We start from the raw sequence: 15898 nt of genomic DNA, 5'->3' as shown, positions 1-15898 counted from the left end.
TCCGCTGCCCGGCCGGTCGGGCACCCCCAAAATCACGGGAGCGGCTGATGTACCGATACCTCGACTCCGCCATGTTGCGTGCCCCAGCGTGGCCGCCGGATCAGCAGATTGCCTCGTGGCCCGACCTGACCGACCCGGAGGTCGGTCCCACTTCCTGGCGCGCTTGGCTGGCTCGTACGTGGCAGACGCCCGGGTTCGCGGCGGCCGTGGAGCAGGCCAGCCCCGACCTGGCCCGGCGAGTACGCGAGATCTGCGCTGGAGGGCGCATCTCCGACCTGGCAACGCGCCGGGCGGTGCTCTCCGTGATGCGCTACCTGCTGCGCGCCTCGGGCCGGGCCACGCCCTTCGGCCTGTTCGCCGGCGTCGCTCCGGCACGCATCAGTTCCGTGCCGGACCTGCCCGCGGTGCGCATCGGGGACGCGCACCACCCGAGAGCCCGGATCACCGCGGAATGGCTCGGCGGGGTCGTCCACCGGCTGGAAGGCGAGACGGCGCTCCGGCGGCGGCTGAAGGTGATGGCCAACAACCTCGCCTTCGAGCGTGACGGCCGCCTGGTGCTCGAACACCGCGCCAGCACCGAGGCCGGCGGCGCCCCAGGGCATGTGAGCGTGCGCGCCACCGGCCCCGTACGGACGGCGCTCCGGCTGGCCCGTGAGCCCCTTCTGGTGTCGGAGCTGATGACCCGGCTGTCGGCCGCCTGCCCGCGCACTGCCGGGACGACCATCGACGCACTCGTGGCCGAGCTGGTCGCCCAACGCCTTCTGCTCACCAATCTGCGCCCGCCCATGACGCGCTGTGATCCCCTGCGGCACCTCCTCCACGAGCTGGACGCGGCGAATGCGGACGAGATCGGCGAGGTGGCCGACATCGTGAAGGGCCTGCGCGTCATCGCCGACGACCTCGCTGCTCATGACCGAGCACCCATGGCAGCGGCGGGCGAGCATCGAGCACGCGCGGTGGCGGCGATGGCGGGAATCCACCGCACCAAGCGCCCGCCGCTCTCGGTCGATCTGCACCTGGACGGGAAGGTGACGGTGCCCGCCGCAGTCGCGTCCGAGGCGGCTGCGGCAGCCGCCGCGCTGGTCCGTCTTGCCCGCCGACCCGTGCTCTCCGCTGAGTGGGCGGCCTGGCATGAACGGTTCCTGGACCGGTACGGCCCGCGCGCCTTGGTCCCGCTCCGGGACGCCGTTGACTCCGACATCGGGCTCGGCTACCCAGCCGGGTACGACGGTGCGCCCGCGCCCGAAACGGTGATGCTGGCCGACCGCGACCGCAAGTTGCTGGCCCTGGCCCACAACGCCGCGCTACGCCGCCAGCACGAGATCCTGCTCGACGACGACATGATCGCCGACCTCGGCGGTGTGGGCCCGGACGCGCCGGTTCAGCCCACCACGGAGCTGACCGTACGGGTAGAGGCGGCCACGCCACAGTCGTTGGCCGAGGGCCGGTTCACGCTCGTCGTCGTCGGCGCCTCGCGTGCCGTGGGGACTATGACCGGCCGGTTCCTGGACCTGTTCGACGACGGGCACCTCCAGGCGTACGGGAGCCTGTCCACAGGCACTCGGGGCGCACTTGCTGTCCAGGTATCGGCCCCGGCACCGTACGCCGTCACCGAGAATGTCGCCCGCGCCGTTCAGGTGCTGCCGGACCTGCTGCCGGTAGGCGACGGTAGCGGCGATGCCCACGTGGTGGCTCTGGACGATCTGGCCGTCACTGCCGACCTGCGGGGCGTCTACCTGGTGTCGCTGTCACGCCGTCGCACCGTCGAGCCGGTGATCTTCAACGCGGTCAACCTGATCCAGCACACGCACCCACTGGTGCGGTTCCTCCTCGAAGCGCCGCATGCCCTTCGAGCACCGTGCGCCGGCTTCGACCGGGGCCCCGCCTCCGCGCTGCCGTTCGTCCCCGCGCTCCGCTACGGGCGTACGATCCTCTCGCCCGCCCGGTGGCGGCTCACCGCAGCCGACCTGCCCGCGCCCTCGGCCGCATGGGCAAAGTGGGACGCCGCCCTGACCGCCTGGCGGGAGCTGGTGGCGCTGCCGGAGACGGTCAGCCTCGGCGGCGGCGACCAGCACCTACCGATCAACCTCCGCGAGCCGGCACACCGTGCCCTGCTGCGCGCCCAGGTGGACCGCGCCGGCACCGCCGTGCTGCGCGCCGCCCCCTCAGCGGACGCAGCCGGATGGATCGGCTGCCGCGCCCACGAGCTCGTGATCCCGCTCACCGCGACCGGCCGGTCTGCCCAGCAACCTCACCTCCCGCGCGAGGTGACCGCTCGAGAGGACGGTTTCCTGCCTGGCCAGCACGGGCGGGTCTCGCTCAAGCTGTACGGGCACCCTGACCGGCACGACGCCATCCTCACCCGCCACCTGCCGCGCTTGATCGACGCGCTCGGCGCCGACGCCCAGTGGTGGTTCCTTCGCTACCGCGATCCCGACCACCACCTCCGCATCCGGCTTACCGTTGCCGAGAGCAGGTTCACCGACGCCACTGCCCAGGTCACCACATGGACCGAGCAAGTCCGTCGAGCCGGGCTGACGGCGCGCGTGCAGTGGGACACCTACCTCCCGGAGACCGCCCGCTTCGGCGGCCCCGCCGCCATGGACGCGGCCGAGGCGTACTTCGCGGCCGACTCCGCCACCGCCCTCGCGCAGTTGACCGCGACCACCTCCCAGGGAGGGCCGAACCTGCACGCGGTAACCGCCGCCAGCCTGCTCGACATCGTCGCCGCCTTCCTGGGCGACGCCACCACCGCGATGCGCTGGCTGATCCGTCACAGCCGCCCCGACGCCTCCCCACCCGACCGGACCATCTACGACCAGGCCATACGCCTGGCCCAGCCGGGCGACCATGCAGCCCTGGCCGAACACCTGGCGGGTGAGCAGATCGTTTCCTGCTGGGCCCGGCGACGGCAGACACTCGCTACCTACCGCGACGTGCTGGAAGTGGCCGGCACGATGCCCCCGGCCGCCGTGTTGCCCGATCTGCTGCACCTGCACCACGTCCGCATGGCCGGGCTCTCCCCCGCCGGCGAGCGGGCCTGCCTGCACCTGACCCGCGCCGCCGCATTGAGCTGGGCCAACCGCCCCAGGAGGCGCCGGCCATGAAAGAACCCCGCGCGAGCGCGCTGGCCATGGCAGAGGCCATCGCCGCAACACTCGCCGATCCCCGGCCGTGGACAGCCGAACCGCCGGGCAATGGCCTGATCTGGCCGCAATCGCTGTGGTCCGGCGCGGCCGGGGTCGCCCTGCTGCACATCGAGCGTGCCCGCTCCGGGCTCGGCGACCCCGCCACGGCGCACGCCTGGCTGGAGGTGGCCGCCTCCGGCGCGTTGACGGCGGCCCCGAACGCGAGCTTGTTCTTCGGCGCTCCTGCCCTGGCCTTCATCATGCACGCCGCAGCAGGCACCTCACGCCGTTACCAGGGCACGCTCAAGCGCCTGGACGACACGGTCACGGCGATCACCCGCGCCCGGCTGGTCGAGGCGCACGCGCGCATCGACCGCAGCGAGCAGCCCCAGATGAAGGAGTTCGACCTGATCCGTGGGCTGGCCGGCCTGGGCGCCTACCACCTCAGCCGCCACGCGGACCAGCCCGTCACGGCCGAGGTGCTGTCCTATCTGGTGCGCCTGACCGAGCCGTTGCCTGTAGGCGGCGAGCTGCCGCCGTGGTGGACGACGGTCGCGCCCAACGGGGAGCCCAGTTCGGGCTACCCGCACGGGCACGGCAACCTGGGCATGTCCCACGGCGTCGCCTCGGCCGTGGCCCTGTTGTCCCTGGCCGTGCTGCGCGACGTCGGCGTGGACGGCGCGAAGGAGGCGATCGAACGCATCTGCGCCTGGACCGATACCTGGCGGCAGGACGACGCGGGCGCGTGGTGGCCGGGCACGCTCACCATCGATCAGGTACGCGAGCAGCACATCGACCCGTCGCAGCGCCCCCGTCCGTCATGGTGCTACGGCATCAGCGGCATGGCCCGCGCCCAGCAACTCGCCGGCCTGGCGCTCGTGGACGAGGCCCGCCAGCGGTCCGCCGAAGAGGCGATGCTGGCCACCATACGCGACTCGGCACAGCTCGACCGGCTCCCGGAGATCGGACTGTGTCACGGCACGGCCGGGCTACTCCACGCCGCCTGGCGGATGACCGCCGACGCACGCACCCCTCGCATCGGCGACGAACTCCCCGGACTCGCCGCCCGACTGACCACACAAATCTCCCCCACCGAGCCGCAGGCCGGGCTCCTCGACGGCATGGCAGGGGCCGCGCTCGCCCTGCACGCCCTCGGCACCGGCGCCGTGGCGTCGAGCTGGGACTCCGTCCTGCTCTTGGCCTGACTCTGGAGGCACCCCCGCATGGATCCCCGCCCGTGGTGGCAAGTCAACGTCGCCTTCCCCGACTGGGCCACCGCCGAGCACACCGCCGTGACCCACCTCGCCCCGCTGCTGGTCAAGGCTGAGAACGAACAAATCATCACCGCCTGGTTCTTCCTGCGCAAGACGCCCTGCTGGCGCATCCGGTACGTGCCCACCAGCGGCCGGACCCAGGGCTACCTCCGCCACCACCTGCACGACCTCATCGGGCAAGGCCACCTCGACGCCGCGACCGAGGCCATCTACGAACCCGAAACGCACGCCTTCGGCGGCGACCAGGCCATGGCGTGCGCCCACGACCTGTTCCACCTCGACAGCCGGCACCTGCTCACGTACCTCGCCTCCGCACCCGGCATCGAGCACCGCCGCGAACTGTCGATCCTGCTCTGCACCGCCCTGCTGCGCTCGGCCGGGCTGGACTGGTACGAGCAGGGCGACGTATGGGCACGGGTGGCCGACCACCGCGACCTCCCAGGGCCGATCCCTCCGGACCGGCTACGCACCCTGGAGGCCGGCCTGCGGCGGCTGATGAGCGTGGACGCCGACCCCTTGACGCGCGCCGGCGGACTTCTCGCCTCCGCCTCCGACTGGGCCGCGGCCTTCGCCGCCACCGGCTACGAACTGGCCGCCCTGGCAGCTCACGGGCTGCTGCACCGCGGCCTGCGCGCCGTCCTCGCCCACCACATCGTCTTCGCATGGAACCGGCTCGGCATGCCGTACACCGCTCAGGCCGTCCTGGCCCACGCCGCCGCACGGGTCGCGCTCGGACCCGACCCCACGACCACCCACGACGCCGACACCGCCAGGAGCTGACCAGGATGAACGCCTTGCCGCAGGCCGCGCAGCGCTTCCCACTGATCCCGCGCCCCCGCCCGGCCTGCCTGCCGCTTGGGGCGCGCATCACCGAGCTGTGTGACCTGGCCACGACCGCCGCCGAGAGCACGAGAGCCGACCGCCTGACCATCGCCGCCGAGACGCTGAACAAGGCCGCCCTGATCGCCAGCGACTGCGGCGCCCCCGCCGTGGCCCGCTCCTTGTGCTGGCGGCACTTCACCGCCTACCTGCCCGCCTGGCCGCTGGACGCGCCCCAGGCCCGCCACGCCCTGGAACCGCTCGTCAACCTCGCCCGGCTCGCCATCCGCGAACACGACGGCGCCCGCGCTTATCTCCTGCTGCACTCCCTCTTCCTCGCCGTCACCGACGGCAGCACGGCCGACATCGACGGCCATCGCGTCCCGTTCGACGGCCTGATCCGATCCGGTAGCGACCTCCACACCGTGCGCAAGTGGCTGTGGGGGGTCTTCCTGGCCGAAGGCATCCGAGCGCTCATCAGCGCGGGCCAGTGGGACCAGGCAGTCGCCCACGCGCAGCAGTACCACGGGGTCGGCCAGCGGCTCCTGGACGGCCGCCAGGCCACGATCGTCGCGCACTGCCTCGCCGGGCGCACCGAGGACGCCCTAAAGCTCGTTGCCGGCAGCGCCCCCGAGCAGCCGTGGGAGCGCCTGGTGGGCGGCTGTCTGGACGCCTTGTGCAACCGCGCCGTCGGGCGATCACCGGACGGCACGATCGCTCAGATCCAACGCCAGTTTCTGGAGCTCGACCGCGTGCCGGGACTCCTGATCTTCCGCACGCGGCTCGGCCTGACCATCCTGGATCTGACCGCCGAAACCGGCTGCCCCGTGGCCAACCGCGTGTTCACCTCCCTGATCGGAGACATCCGCACCACCTCCGACGGCTACGCCGCCCGGGAGGTCCTGGCGCACAAGCAGGCCAGTAGGCTGCTCAGCCCTGCCGAGCAGCACGAACTCATCTCGGCGGTGCAGGATGCCGGGCTCGGGCTCGGCACCATCCCCGACCCATGGATGTCCAGCCTCTTCTCCGCCGTGAAGACGGGCGAGGCGGTGATAGAGGCGGGCCTGACCGTGCCCGCCCAGCCAGTCAACAGCCGTGCGTCCTCCTGAAGACCATCCCGGCCGTGGTCACCCGCCGCTGGCCCCGACCACGGCAGCCGCCCGGCACAGGCCCGAACCGGGCGGTGCCGCCGTGGGGCCGGACCGCTGGAGAGCCCGTCCCACGGCCCTGATGCCGCTCTGGGACTTCCGCCGCAAAGGACAGCCATGGACTCCCTCCCGCCCCCTGACGGGGGCTTCTATGGCTGGGTACCGCCTGGCGGGTCGCCGCGCTGGCCATGGCTCGCGAAGCTGCTTCGCTACCTCATCGAGGATCCCTCTGACGGCTCACCCCAGAACGCCGACAACTCGAAGGAGCCTCGACCCCCAGCCGACAAGCAGGGGCAAGCTCAGAGGAGGGGAACCCCTAAGTCATGATGCGTGACCGCATGCGAGCCCCCGTCGAGCTCCTCCGGACCAACCGCGACTATCGCCGGTACGCGCTGGCGCGGCTGTCCTCCACGATCGGCACCACCGTCGCGCCGCTCGGCCTGGCGTTCGCCATCATCGAGGCCGGGGGTGGTGCCGCCGCGCTCGGGCTGGTGCTGATGGGCGGCCTGCTGGTGTTCATCGCGGTCACCCCGGCCGCGGGGGTGCTGGCCGATCGGCTGCCGCGCCTGTCCATCATCGTGGCCTGCCAGATCATCTGCGGGGTGTGCCAGCTCGTCGCCGGCGTGCTGGTGCTGAGGGGCGCGGCAGCGGTCTGGTCGCTGGTCGCGCTACAAATGGTCGCCGGCGCCGCCGGAGCGTTCTTCCAGCCGGCGGTCAAGGGGCTCGTCCCGCAGCTCGTCCCACCGGGGCCGATGCTGAGTCACGCCAACGCCCTGCTCCAGATCGCCAACAACGCCGTCGCCATCCTGGGGCCGGGCCTGGCCGGGCTGGTGATCGCCCTCAGCAGCCCCGGCATCATCCTCGCCTGGGACGGCGCCACCTTCCTCGCCTCCGCCGCCCTGTTCCTCACCCTGCGCCTGCCGCCCTCCCCGCGACGGGAACGACGGCGCTTCCTGTCCGATCTGGCCGAGGGCTGGGCGGCCTTCCGCAGCCGCCGCTGGCTGTGGGTGCTGACCGTGGTCAGCGGATTGACGTCGGCGTGCTGGGCGGCCGGCGTGAGCGTGCTCGGCCCCATCTACGCCACCCGCTACCTCGACGGAGCCGTGAGCTGGGGCCTGCTCACCTCGGCAATCGGGATCGGCCTGGCCTGCGGCTCGATCACGTCGCTGCTCTTCCCGCCCACCCGCGTCGGCCGGCTGATGTGCCTCACCCCGATCCCCGTAGCGCTGCTCCTGGCCGGCATGGCCACCGGCGCTCCCCTGCTCGCGCTCGCCGGCGCAGGCGCCCTGACCGGAGCGGGCGGGACACTCCAGTTGATCGCCTGGACCTCCTACCTTCAGGAGGCCATCCCCACCGAGGAGCTCAGCCGCATCGTGGCCACGAACGCCCTGATCGCGACCCTGCTGGTGCCCGTCGCGTACGCCGTCGCCGGCCCGGCCGCCGAGCTGGTCGGCGTGCGGGTCGTTCTCGGGGGATGCGCCGTGATCGTGCTCGGTGGTGCCGTGATCGGCGCCTGCTCACGCGACGTTCGGCAGTTGGCGACTGGCACTTAGCCCATGCGACTGGCCTCGCATAACGCCCCCCGCGACCGGACGCTCAGCCCTCGGGCGGGCTACGGGATGTGTTGCAGGGTGGAACCGTTCCAATAGAGGTGTGGGGCCTGGGTCCATGCCGCCGGGTAGTGATTCAGTGGGATGGCCTCGGGAATGGTGGGGCCGATCAAGGGCGCGCCCGTTTGACCGTGGACCCAGGTGGTGGCCATCGGCGTGGGTTTCCAGTTGGGATCGCCAACCAGGACTGCCGCGACGGCACCGAGTGACAGGGAGAGCCCGCCCTGAGGCAAGGGGATGCGCCACTCTCGTTCCCAGGTGAAGTCCATGACGCCTCGCCCATCGGCGCGGATGGGATTGCCCCAGACCTGAATCTCGGGTGGCCACTGCTGGTGAACGGGTTCCGGTGGGTAGGCGATGGCACCACCCCCGACAGCGATCACGCTGGCGCGACGGAGAAAGATCCCCCACGGAGGCATGCCGCGCTCGGTGAGCAGGTGTAGCAGGTGAGGCCCAGGACTCTCCGACAGGCAGACGGCCGGCACGCTTGCGCGGAATGGGACGAAGGCGCGCAGAGTCTGTGTCCTGAGGATGGCGTCCAGGCGTTGCTGAGGGGTCATCGCCTTGATGTCCTCCGGAACAGTGGGAGTGAACATCGAGCCTGGTCGGCAACCGCAGAAATGGATCAGGAGATCGCTCTGGCCAGGGCCAGTCGCCGCTAGGAGCGGCAACACCGCCGCGGGGGTCGGGTCCGTCATGCAGCTAATGATCCCGCTTTGCGCCCTCTCTGAGCGCCCGTTGAGGAGCCGTTCCGGACGGCGGCGGCCTTGAGGCTGGATGGGGACCACCGCGGCCGACCCAGCCTGACCGGCTGCCGCCCGTTTCTTCAGCGCGCGGCTCTAGCGGGGGCAGCCGCGAGGTCTAGCGGCTTGGCTAGCAGTGCAATCTCCTTCTGAGCTGGGATCTAGCGTTCTAGCGGCCCCATGCGAACGCCCCTGGAAGCGGCTCCAGGGGCGTTCGACAAGGTGATCCGGGCGCTAGGGCTGGGCCTTCCGCCTGCCGTACGCGTCGGCGATGTCGGACCGGTTGAAGCCCTTGCGGTTGCGGCCCTTACCGGCGGCGTCGCGGCCCCACGTGTCCTCGGTCTTGACGCCGTACTCCTTGAGGCGGGCGGTCAGTGCGGCGGTCTTGGCGTCGTCCTCCAGGTTCGCCCACTGGCCGTAGGCGTCCGGCCGGAAGTCGGCCAGCCGGTCCACGACAGTGCTGTTCCAGACCTTGTCCTCCTTGGCCGTGGTCACGGTCAGGATGTCGGCCAGCAGGTCATAAGAGACCCGCTGCGGCCCTTCCTGGCCGATCGCCTGCCCGGACAGCGTCCCGGTCGTCTGGCGGAGGTGGAGGGCGCGCTCGGCGATCAGCTCGGAGGTGGGGCCGTCCAGGTAGGCCGACCGGACAATCACCGGATCCTCGGCGATGCCGACGGCCCAGGAGATGCCCTTGTCGTTGAGGGTGAACATGGTGGCCTTGACCCCGGCCTGGTGCATGCCGGTGCCGAGGATCATGTCGTTCTCCTGCCAGCCCATCACCCGCAGGCAGATCCGGATGCCCGCGTTCGCCGAGATGGCCTTGGGCAGGCTGTCCTTGTCCGGCCGCTGGGTGGCCAGGATGAGGATGATCCCGAGGGCGGGGCCGCGCTTGATGATGGCGGTGGCGTACTTGGCGGCCTCCTCGCCGTACTCATCGTCGGCGAACAGCTCCTGGCACTCGTCGATCGCGACCACCATCGGATGCAGGCCCAGGTCGCGCCGGGCGGCCAGCTCGGGCGTGACCTTGAACTCGGGCGCCTGGTGACGGGGCAGGGCGTCGATGACCTCGGCGCGGCGGTCCAGCTCGGCGTAGACCTCGGCGAGTGAGGCGACGCAGGCGGCCTTGGCGGAGTCGGTGGCGCCCTTGGCGTAGTGGTGGGCCACCTTCTCCAGCGCCGACAGGTCGCCGGTGCCCTTCAGCTCGAACAGCCGCAGCTCGGCCAGCGGGTCCAGCGCGCAGGCCAGCAGCAGCACCCGCAGCGCGAACGTCTTGCCGTACCGAGGCATGGACCCGATGAGCACGTTGGCGAACATGAGCAGGATCGAGATCGGCCGGCCGCGCTGGTCGTTGCCGTACGGGACCGGCTCGAACAGGCTGACCTGCCCCGACGTGACCAACGGCCAGGCCGGCTGCCGAGCCTTACGCATCTCCTGATCGCCCACCCACAGCACCAGCCGGCCGGGGTGCTCCTCCGAGACCGGCTCGGGCCACACGCACCCGAGGGCGCGGCGCAGGCCGGAGGCGAGCTTGTCTCGCTTCTCCAGCACCTCCGCCACCGTCACGCCGAGCGGGAGATCGACCTCGGCCCGCCAGCCCGGCCCGTCGCGCATGATCGGGGCGGGGAAGGTGATGCCGCGCCCGTTCTTGCCGAGCGCCTGGTTGATGGCCGAGATGCCGAGCGAGCCGAGCGCGTCCAGCACCTGGTCACTGGTCAGCTTGCGCACCCGGTTGGGGACGACCGCCCGGTCCAGCAGCGGCTGATCGGCGGGCGTCCCGAGAACGCCAGCCCCGGCGATGAGCACGCCGAGGATCGCCCACTGCACCCAGGTCGGCGCGGCCACGGCGACGAAGATACCGACCAGGACCGCCGTGATCGCGCCGACAAGGAGCGTCCACAGGCGCGCCTTGACCCGGTCGTCACGCTGCCGCGACAGGGCCAAGTACTCCGCCGCTTCCTCCTTGGTGGCCGCCGCACGCCGCACCGGGCGGCCTTCCAGGTCGAACAGCCACCGCACCAGCGCCACCAGCAGCCGCCAGGCGCCGGCCGGGGAGCGGCCCGTGAGCTTGGCGGCGTACTTCGGGGTGCGCAGCGCGTGGTAGGCCAGCACGTAGCCGGTGTGCTCGGCCTGCCACTTCAACACCTGCAAGGCATCCGCCCGCGACCGCAGCCACAGCGGCACCAGCGGCTGCCGCTCCCGGCGGCGCGCGGCCAGCTCGGCGAGCAGGTCCGTCGGTTCCGGCCGGTGCGCCTGATCGACGAGAACCACGGTCCCCTCAAGGACGCCGTCGCCCTCCTCCCCGGCCTCCTGGCCAGCCTGCTCCGTCGTGGACTCGACGGCGACGCGCACGTCCTCGTCCTCGGCCTGGAGAGCGATCACCATGCCCTCGCGCATCTCCTCCGTGGCAGTCATGCCCGCACCTCCGTCCAGGTGACCAGCGAGCCGAGGATCTCGGCGTGCACGGCGAGCGCCTCGACGACGACCCGCGTCCCAGCGACCGCGTGCCCGACCAGACGGCAGACCTCGGCCAGAACGAGGAGCACGACCACCACCGCGACGCGCGCTACTGTGAAGGCCGTACGGGCCCATCCGGCGCGCCGCATGGCCACCCACATCTGCCCGGCACTTCGGGCGTCCGCGTCCGCCTCCCGGGTGGCGCACAGCAGGAACACGAACACGCCCATGGCGGGAATCAGGAAGCTCGTCATCACGCCGCCTCCGCCTGGCTCGTGCCGGTCGGCTGCACGCCGCTCAGCGATGCTGGAGCAGCTTCGGAGCCGGGTGCCTCGGCTGCCTTGGCTTCGGCAGCCTGCGCCCGCTCCTTGTCCACCTCGGCGATGATGTCCTCGGCCTCGCGCTGCTCCAGCCCCCACCGGTTCATGAGAGGGCGGCGGCCGATGCGCTGCTTGCCCTCGCTGAGGCTGTCGAGGTAGGCCAGCCGCGCCGCCTCGTACCGGTCGGTGGGCAGGACCGGCACCTCGCGCTCCACCTCGACAACGGTCTCGATCGGCTGGCACACGTGCTCCTTGGCCGGGTTCTCGACTGACGGCCGGCGGGTGTTGCGGACGATCCACATCAGCAGTTCGTACGCACCCGCGAACGCCAGCGGTGCCAGGGCGCTGACCAGGCGCGACCCGAGTCCGCCGGACCAGCCGTGCGCCACGTTCGCTGCCAGGGTGACCGAGCCTCCCAGGGCGAGCGCGACCCAGGCCAGGACCGGCACGCGGATGCGACGGCGCGAGCAGTAGACCATCACCAGCGACGCCATGACGATCACGCCGTCGGACATCGCCGGGTACAGGATGGCCATGTCGTGCCGCTCCCCCAGCGCGATAGCCAGGCCGTAGAAGTGGTGGTACGAGACGTACGCCGCCGCGCCGGCAACGGCGAGCAGCACAGCCACCGCGAAGCCGAGAATGACCCGATCTCCGAGGCGGCCTGCGCCAGCGTCGGCGGACCGCTCAGCGATCGGCACGGCAGGTCCACGGCGGTGCAGGAAAAGGCTGACGAGGAAGCGCCGGATGCGCTTCGGCCGAACCGTGTCGGCCGGAATCGCTTCCCCGATGATCGTGGGTGTGGAAGGGTGATGGCTCATGGCCTGGCTCCTGGTTTGGTCAGGTGGCTGGGTCACAGGCCGGGGCCCGGTGTTAGAGTCACCGGCCCCCGGCCGCCTAACTTCCGCTGGGTTGACGGGCCAGCGGGGTCATCTTGTGAGACATGCGACTGAGGCAGTTCCTCGGCCTTCACGGACACGCCTGCGGATGGATGCGTGAGAGACCTCGGGCAGCCGTGACGCTGAGGCGTCTTGTCCCTTGCTCTCGTCGCGACTTGGCGGGTGCAACCTGCGCCTGGAGGTGCCCGCGTCCGATCCCATGCGTGATACTTCGACTGATACCGCCGCGCGTGTTCCCAGATGTTCCCGGATGCCCCCGAGGAGATCAGATAACGGCGTACGGGCAGCTCAAGATGGGTGCGGATGCCCGCGCATGTACCCCAGTGGCCCCATGATCCTGGGAGTTCAAGTCCCCCCTCGGACACAGGATTACCCCATGAAGAGCTCGCCCTGCAGGGCGAGCTCTTCTGTGTTGAGCTTAGTGACGATACGGACTGTTGCGTGGCAGACGATGACCAGGCCCTCGGCCCGGAAGGCAGCAATGATCTCCGCCGACCCATCCCGTCCTCCGTAGTCAAGTTGCGCTGAGAGCTCTGCCAGCAGCCGGTCCTCACGTAGATACAGAAACTTCAGGCCGGACGCCTCGCGAGGTCTGGCGCTGGTGTGGCCGTGCCGGCACCGGTATCCGGGACGTCCGATCACCCAGTGCGAGTCCAGTCGACGTCCGCATAGCCCGCACCTCAGGAGTCCCGCGAGCAGATAAACCCGCCGACTGCCGTCCTGGGTGAAACGAGTAGCCCGGATCGCCCGCGCAGCTACGAAGCCGTCGTCACTGACCAGCGCCGGATGGCTCCGCTTCGTCGAGATCGCCCACTCTTGCGGAAAGTTCCAGCCGCGTATGGCGGGATCGGTGCTGGACCGGTTCCAAACCTGGCGGCCGGTGTAGCGCGGGTTGCCGAGGATCGCCGCGACCGTCCGTAGCGTCCAAGCCTGTCCCGACCGATGCGGGTTGCGCTCGCGATACATCTTCGAGGGGCATGGTACGCCTCGTTCGTTGAGTAGCCGCGCGATTCCCGCGACGCCTATACCCGCAAGCCGCTGCGCGAACATCCACCGTACGTGCGGGGCGGTGACTGGATCAGCGTCAAGCCGGTGCAGACGGCGTCCCCAGAGGGCGTGTGCCCGATTCGGATGTGGCCCCGCGTCGACCAAGCGGTAGCCGTAGGGCGGGCGGCCACCAAGAAAGCGTCCCTGATCGGCAACCTGGTTCCGCATCGCGGCCAGCACGCGGTAGCGGGCCCGCAGCACCTCTCGTTGTGATTGCCCGCCGAGCAACAGCATCAGCGCCTGATGCACTGGGCTTTCGGGATCTACCGGCCCACCGGTCACCGGCATCCACAGCGGGACGCCGTAGGATTGGAGGCGAGGCAGAAGCTGGGTGAGCTGGTTGCCCGCGAACGCTCTTTCGTACTCGCCGATTACGATCGTGTCCCAGCCGCGGCCTGGATCGGCCAGAGCCGTGAGCAGCGCGGCGGACTTTGGTCACTCGTTCCACGGCACCCTCCGTGAGTATCCGATATCGACGAACTCAGCCACGATCACGCCCCGGCCTTCGAACAAGGCCTGCGCTGCCTCGCGCTGCCAACCGCAGGAGGAGACAGGATCCTGGAAATCTTTCGTGGAGGTCCGCGCATACAGAGCGAACCCGCAACGGCCCGTCCTTCTGACAATGACGAAGCGGTCGCGAACTGATGGCCTTCTGCTGAACCCAGTCATCGAACAAAGAGGACATACCTAGATGACGCAGAAATGCGCCACCTATGACGCCACCCCATGAGGCATCATGAAGTGGCCCCAACGACGTGACCCAGGAGGTGTTCGTGGCCATCGACCGGTTCACCACGCCGTTGTACGGCATCGCCGAAGCGGCCGGCTATCTCGCGATCCCCGCCTCGACCTTCACCAACTGGGCCTTCGGCTACCGCCGCCAGCACGGCAGCCGTGCGGTGCACGCCAAGCCGGTCATCACCGCCACCAGAGCAGAACGGCCCAACGAAGCGTCCGTGCCGTTCATCGGTCTGGCCGAGGGCTACGCCCTCGCCGCGTTCAGGCACGCAGGCGTGCCGTTGCAGCGCATCCGACCGGCGATCGACGCGCTGCAACGGGAGCTCGGTCTGGAACACGCCCTGGCCAGCCGCCGGCTCTTCACCGACGGTGCCGAAGTCCTCTACGACTACGCCGAACACGTCGGCGACGACTCCGCCCGGGAACTCGTCGTCGTCCGCAACAACCAACGAGTCTTCACCGAGATCGTGCAGAACTACCTGCGCCGGGTGGACTTCGCCCACGACGGATACGCCGAAGTGATCACTCTCCCGCAGTACCGTGTCGCCGAGATCACGATAGATGCCCGCCATGCCTTCGGCCGGCCCCGATTCGCCCGCGGAGGTGCCAAGATCGAGGACGCGATCGACTTGTTCCGGGCCGGAGAGCCCGTCGACGTCGTAGCAGAGGAGTACGGGCTCAGCCGCGACGAGATCGAGGACGTCCTGCGTGTCGCCACCCGAACAGCCGCGTAAGTTCTTCGTCGACCGCAGCCTCGGCCGGGTCGCCGTACCCAAACTGTTGCGCGAAGCCGGATGGAACCTGGTCACCCTGGCCGAACACTACGGCGTCCCCCAAGACGAGACCGTCGAAGACACCCGCTGGATCGAAGACAGCGCCAAGTTCGGCTGGGCCGTCCTCATGAAGGACAAACGCATCCGCTACCGGCAAGCCGAGATCGCCGCGGTTATCGAGCATCAGGCCCGCTGCTTCGTCATCACTCGCGGCGATCTCACCTCCGCCGCCTACGCCGAACGCTTCACACCAACCAGAAGGCCGTCTTCGCCACTTCCAACACTCCTGGCCCCTTCATATACGCCGTCCACACCGATCGACTGGAGCGCCTATACCCCGCACATCGCTGATACCCGCGCTCGCAATCCAGCCCCGCTTCCCATCGCGACCAGGAACGACACGGCAGCCCGGCTGGCGCGACGACGCCTGCTCGCTTCCGTACCAACAAGCGGGTTTTCGCGGGCTCCTATGATGTGGTCCTGATCGACGAGTCGGCGCCGCCACCTTGCCCGAGGCGCTGCTCACTGTCGCCCGCCGCAGACGGCGGCCGTGCTGTTCGGCGACTTCATGCAGTTTGGGGCGGTCATCCCGCAGCGACTGCGCGAGAGCAAACGCGCCGACGTCCGGCGTTGGTTCCTCCCTGACGTCTTCGAGCACTGCGGCATCGATGATGCTGCCACCGCCCATAGCCATCGAGCTGCATCAGCCTGGTGATCCAGAATCGCTTCGGTCCTGTCGTGATGGACCTGAGCAATGCGGCCGCTCTCCTCCGCGTGACGGTAGTGCGCGGTCGGCTTCAACGCGATCAGGGCCGCGAACGACAAGCCCCATTCCAACCAACAAGCCGCATAAGCCCTAATAGGCCCTACTAGCCTCACCAATAGCAGAAAGCCGTGTATCCCAATTAATCGCCCCTTCTACAGGAAGCTCCTACGCAGATCTAT

Annotated in this window: 13 protein-coding genes; 8 read left to right on the top strand and 5 right to left on the bottom strand. The window is 70.1% G+C overall.

Annotated elements, in window-relative coordinates:
- The first annotated feature begins 47 nt into the window (after positions 1-47).
- The 5 genes from IO39_RS02650 to IO39_RS02630 all read left to right on the top strand — a co-directional run bounded on the left by IO39_RS02650 (position 48) and on the right by IO39_RS02630 (position 7922).
- The gene (locus IO39_RS02650) at positions 48-3107 is read left to right on the top strand and encodes a lantibiotic dehydratase (RefSeq protein WP_043615231.1); all 3060 of its coding nucleotides are present in this window, start codon (positions 48-50) and stop codon (positions 3105-3107) included.
- The gene (locus tag IO39_RS02645; RefSeq protein ID WP_043615228.1) at positions 3104-4333 is read left to right on the top strand and encodes a lanthionine synthetase C family protein; all 1230 of its coding nucleotides are present in this window, start codon (positions 3104-3106) and stop codon (positions 4331-4333) included. Before IO39_RS02650 ends, IO39_RS02645 begins: the two co-directional genes overlap by 4 nt.
- Positions 4334-4351: 18 nt before the next feature.
- The gene (locus tag IO39_RS02640) at positions 4352-5182 is read left to right on the top strand and encodes a thiopeptide-type bacteriocin biosynthesis protein (protein ID WP_043615224.1); all 831 of its coding nucleotides are present in this window, start codon (positions 4352-4354) and stop codon (positions 5180-5182) included.
- A gap of 14 nt (positions 5183-5196) precedes the next feature.
- A complete protein-coding gene (locus tag IO39_RS02635; RefSeq protein ID WP_157547834.1) occupies positions 5197-6330 on the top strand; it encodes a hypothetical protein in 1134 nt (377 codons plus the stop codon).
- A gap of 377 nt (positions 6331-6707) precedes the next feature.
- Positions 6708-7922 (top strand): MFS transporter, encoded by a 1215-nt coding sequence (locus IO39_RS02630; protein ID WP_063765203.1) that lies wholly within the window; start codon positions 6708-6710, stop codon positions 7920-7922.
- Between the two features lie 59 nt (positions 7923-7981).
- Here the strand turns inward: IO39_RS02630 and IO39_RS02625 are convergent, their stop codons facing one another.
- From IO39_RS02625 to IO39_RS52185, 5 genes are all read right to left on the bottom strand, one after another.
- On the bottom strand, positions 7982-8677 hold the full coding sequence (locus IO39_RS02625; RefSeq protein ID WP_043615218.1) for a hypothetical protein: 696 nt from the start codon (positions 8675-8677) through the stop codon (positions 7982-7984).
- Between the two features lie 279 nt (positions 8678-8956).
- The gene (locus tag IO39_RS02620; protein WP_084772130.1) at positions 8957-11134 is read right to left on the bottom strand and encodes an FtsK/SpoIIIE domain-containing protein; all 2178 of its coding nucleotides are present in this window, start codon (positions 11132-11134) and stop codon (positions 8957-8959) included.
- Positions 11131-11430, bottom strand: coding sequence for a hypothetical protein (locus IO39_RS55865; RefSeq protein WP_169789012.1), 300 nt, complete (start codon positions 11428-11430; stop codon positions 11131-11133). The genes IO39_RS02620 and IO39_RS55865 overlap by 4 nt, the downstream gene beginning before the upstream one ends.
- A complete protein-coding gene (locus IO39_RS50180) occupies positions 11430-12317 on the bottom strand; it encodes a DUF2637 domain-containing protein (protein ID WP_084772128.1) in 888 nt (295 codons plus the stop codon). Before IO39_RS50180 ends, IO39_RS55865 begins: the two co-directional genes overlap by 1 nt.
- Positions 12318-12764: 447 nt before the next feature.
- Entirely contained in the window at positions 12765-13676 is a 912-nt protein-coding gene (locus tag IO39_RS52185; RefSeq protein WP_211266871.1) for a recombinase family protein, read from the bottom strand.
- Positions 13677-14215: 539 nt separating this feature from the next.
- On the opposite strand from IO39_RS52185, the gene IO39_RS02600 reads away from it, so the two are divergent.
- The 3 genes from IO39_RS02600 (at position 14216) to IO39_RS54065 (ending at position 15668) form a co-directional block, all read left to right on the top strand.
- Complete coding sequence (locus IO39_RS02600) at positions 14216-14914, top strand: DUF433 domain-containing protein (RefSeq protein WP_169789011.1); 699 nt, start codon at positions 14216-14218, stop codon at positions 14912-14914.
- Complete coding sequence (locus IO39_RS54070) at positions 14889-15437, top strand: PIN-like domain-containing protein (protein WP_157547830.1); 549 nt, start codon at positions 14889-14891, stop codon at positions 15435-15437. The genes IO39_RS02600 and IO39_RS54070 overlap by 26 nt, the downstream gene beginning before the upstream one ends.
- Positions 15438-15503: 66 nt before the next feature.
- Entirely contained in the window at positions 15504-15668 is a 165-nt protein-coding gene (locus IO39_RS54065; protein ID WP_157547828.1) for a hypothetical protein, read from the top strand.
- Positions 15669-15898 lie beyond the last annotated feature (230 nt).

This window comes from Nonomuraea candida, from assembly GCF_000725485.1.
Taxonomy (GTDB): domain Bacteria; phylum Actinomycetota; class Actinomycetes; order Streptosporangiales; family Streptosporangiaceae; genus Nonomuraea; species Nonomuraea candida.
The sequence above is the reverse complement of the archived record's forward strand: the minus strand, read 5'-3'. Positions and strand labels throughout refer to the sequence as shown.

What these genes read in the sequence shown, in the direction of transcription:
- IO39_RS02650 (WP_043615231.1), top strand. Translation starts at nt 48, where the DNA reads ATGTACCGATACCTCGACTCCGCCATGTTGCGTGCCCCAGCGTGGCCG.
- IO39_RS02645 (WP_043615228.1), top strand. Translation starts at nt 3,104, where the DNA reads ATGAAAGAACCCCGCGCGAGCGCGCTGGCCATGGCAGAGGCCATCGCC.
- IO39_RS02640 (WP_043615224.1), top strand. Translation starts at nt 4,352, where the DNA reads ATGGATCCCCGCCCGTGGTGGCAAGTCAACGTCGCCTTCCCCGACTGG.
- IO39_RS02630 (WP_063765203.1), top strand. Translation starts at nt 6,708, where the DNA reads ATGCGAGCCCCCGTCGAGCTCCTCCGGACCAACCGCGACTATCGCCGG.
- IO39_RS02625 (WP_043615218.1), bottom strand. Translation starts at nt 8,677, where the DNA reads ATGACGGACCCGACCCCCGCGGCGGTGTTGCCGCTCCTAGCGGCGACT.
- IO39_RS02620 (WP_084772130.1), bottom strand. Translation starts at nt 11,134, where the DNA reads ATGACTGCCACGGAGGAGATGCGCGAGGGCATGGTGATCGCTCTCCAG.
- IO39_RS55865 (WP_169789012.1), bottom strand. Translation starts at nt 11,430, where the DNA reads ATGACGAGCTTCCTGATTCCCGCCATGGGCGTGTTCGTGTTCCTGCTG.
- IO39_RS50180 (WP_084772128.1), bottom strand. Translation starts at nt 12,317, where the DNA reads ATGAGCCATCACCCTTCCACACCCACGATCATCGGGGAAGCGATTCCG.
- IO39_RS52185 (WP_211266871.1), bottom strand. Translation starts at nt 13,676, where the DNA reads ATGCTGTTGCTCGGCGGGCAATCACAACGAGAGGTGCTGCGGGCCCGC.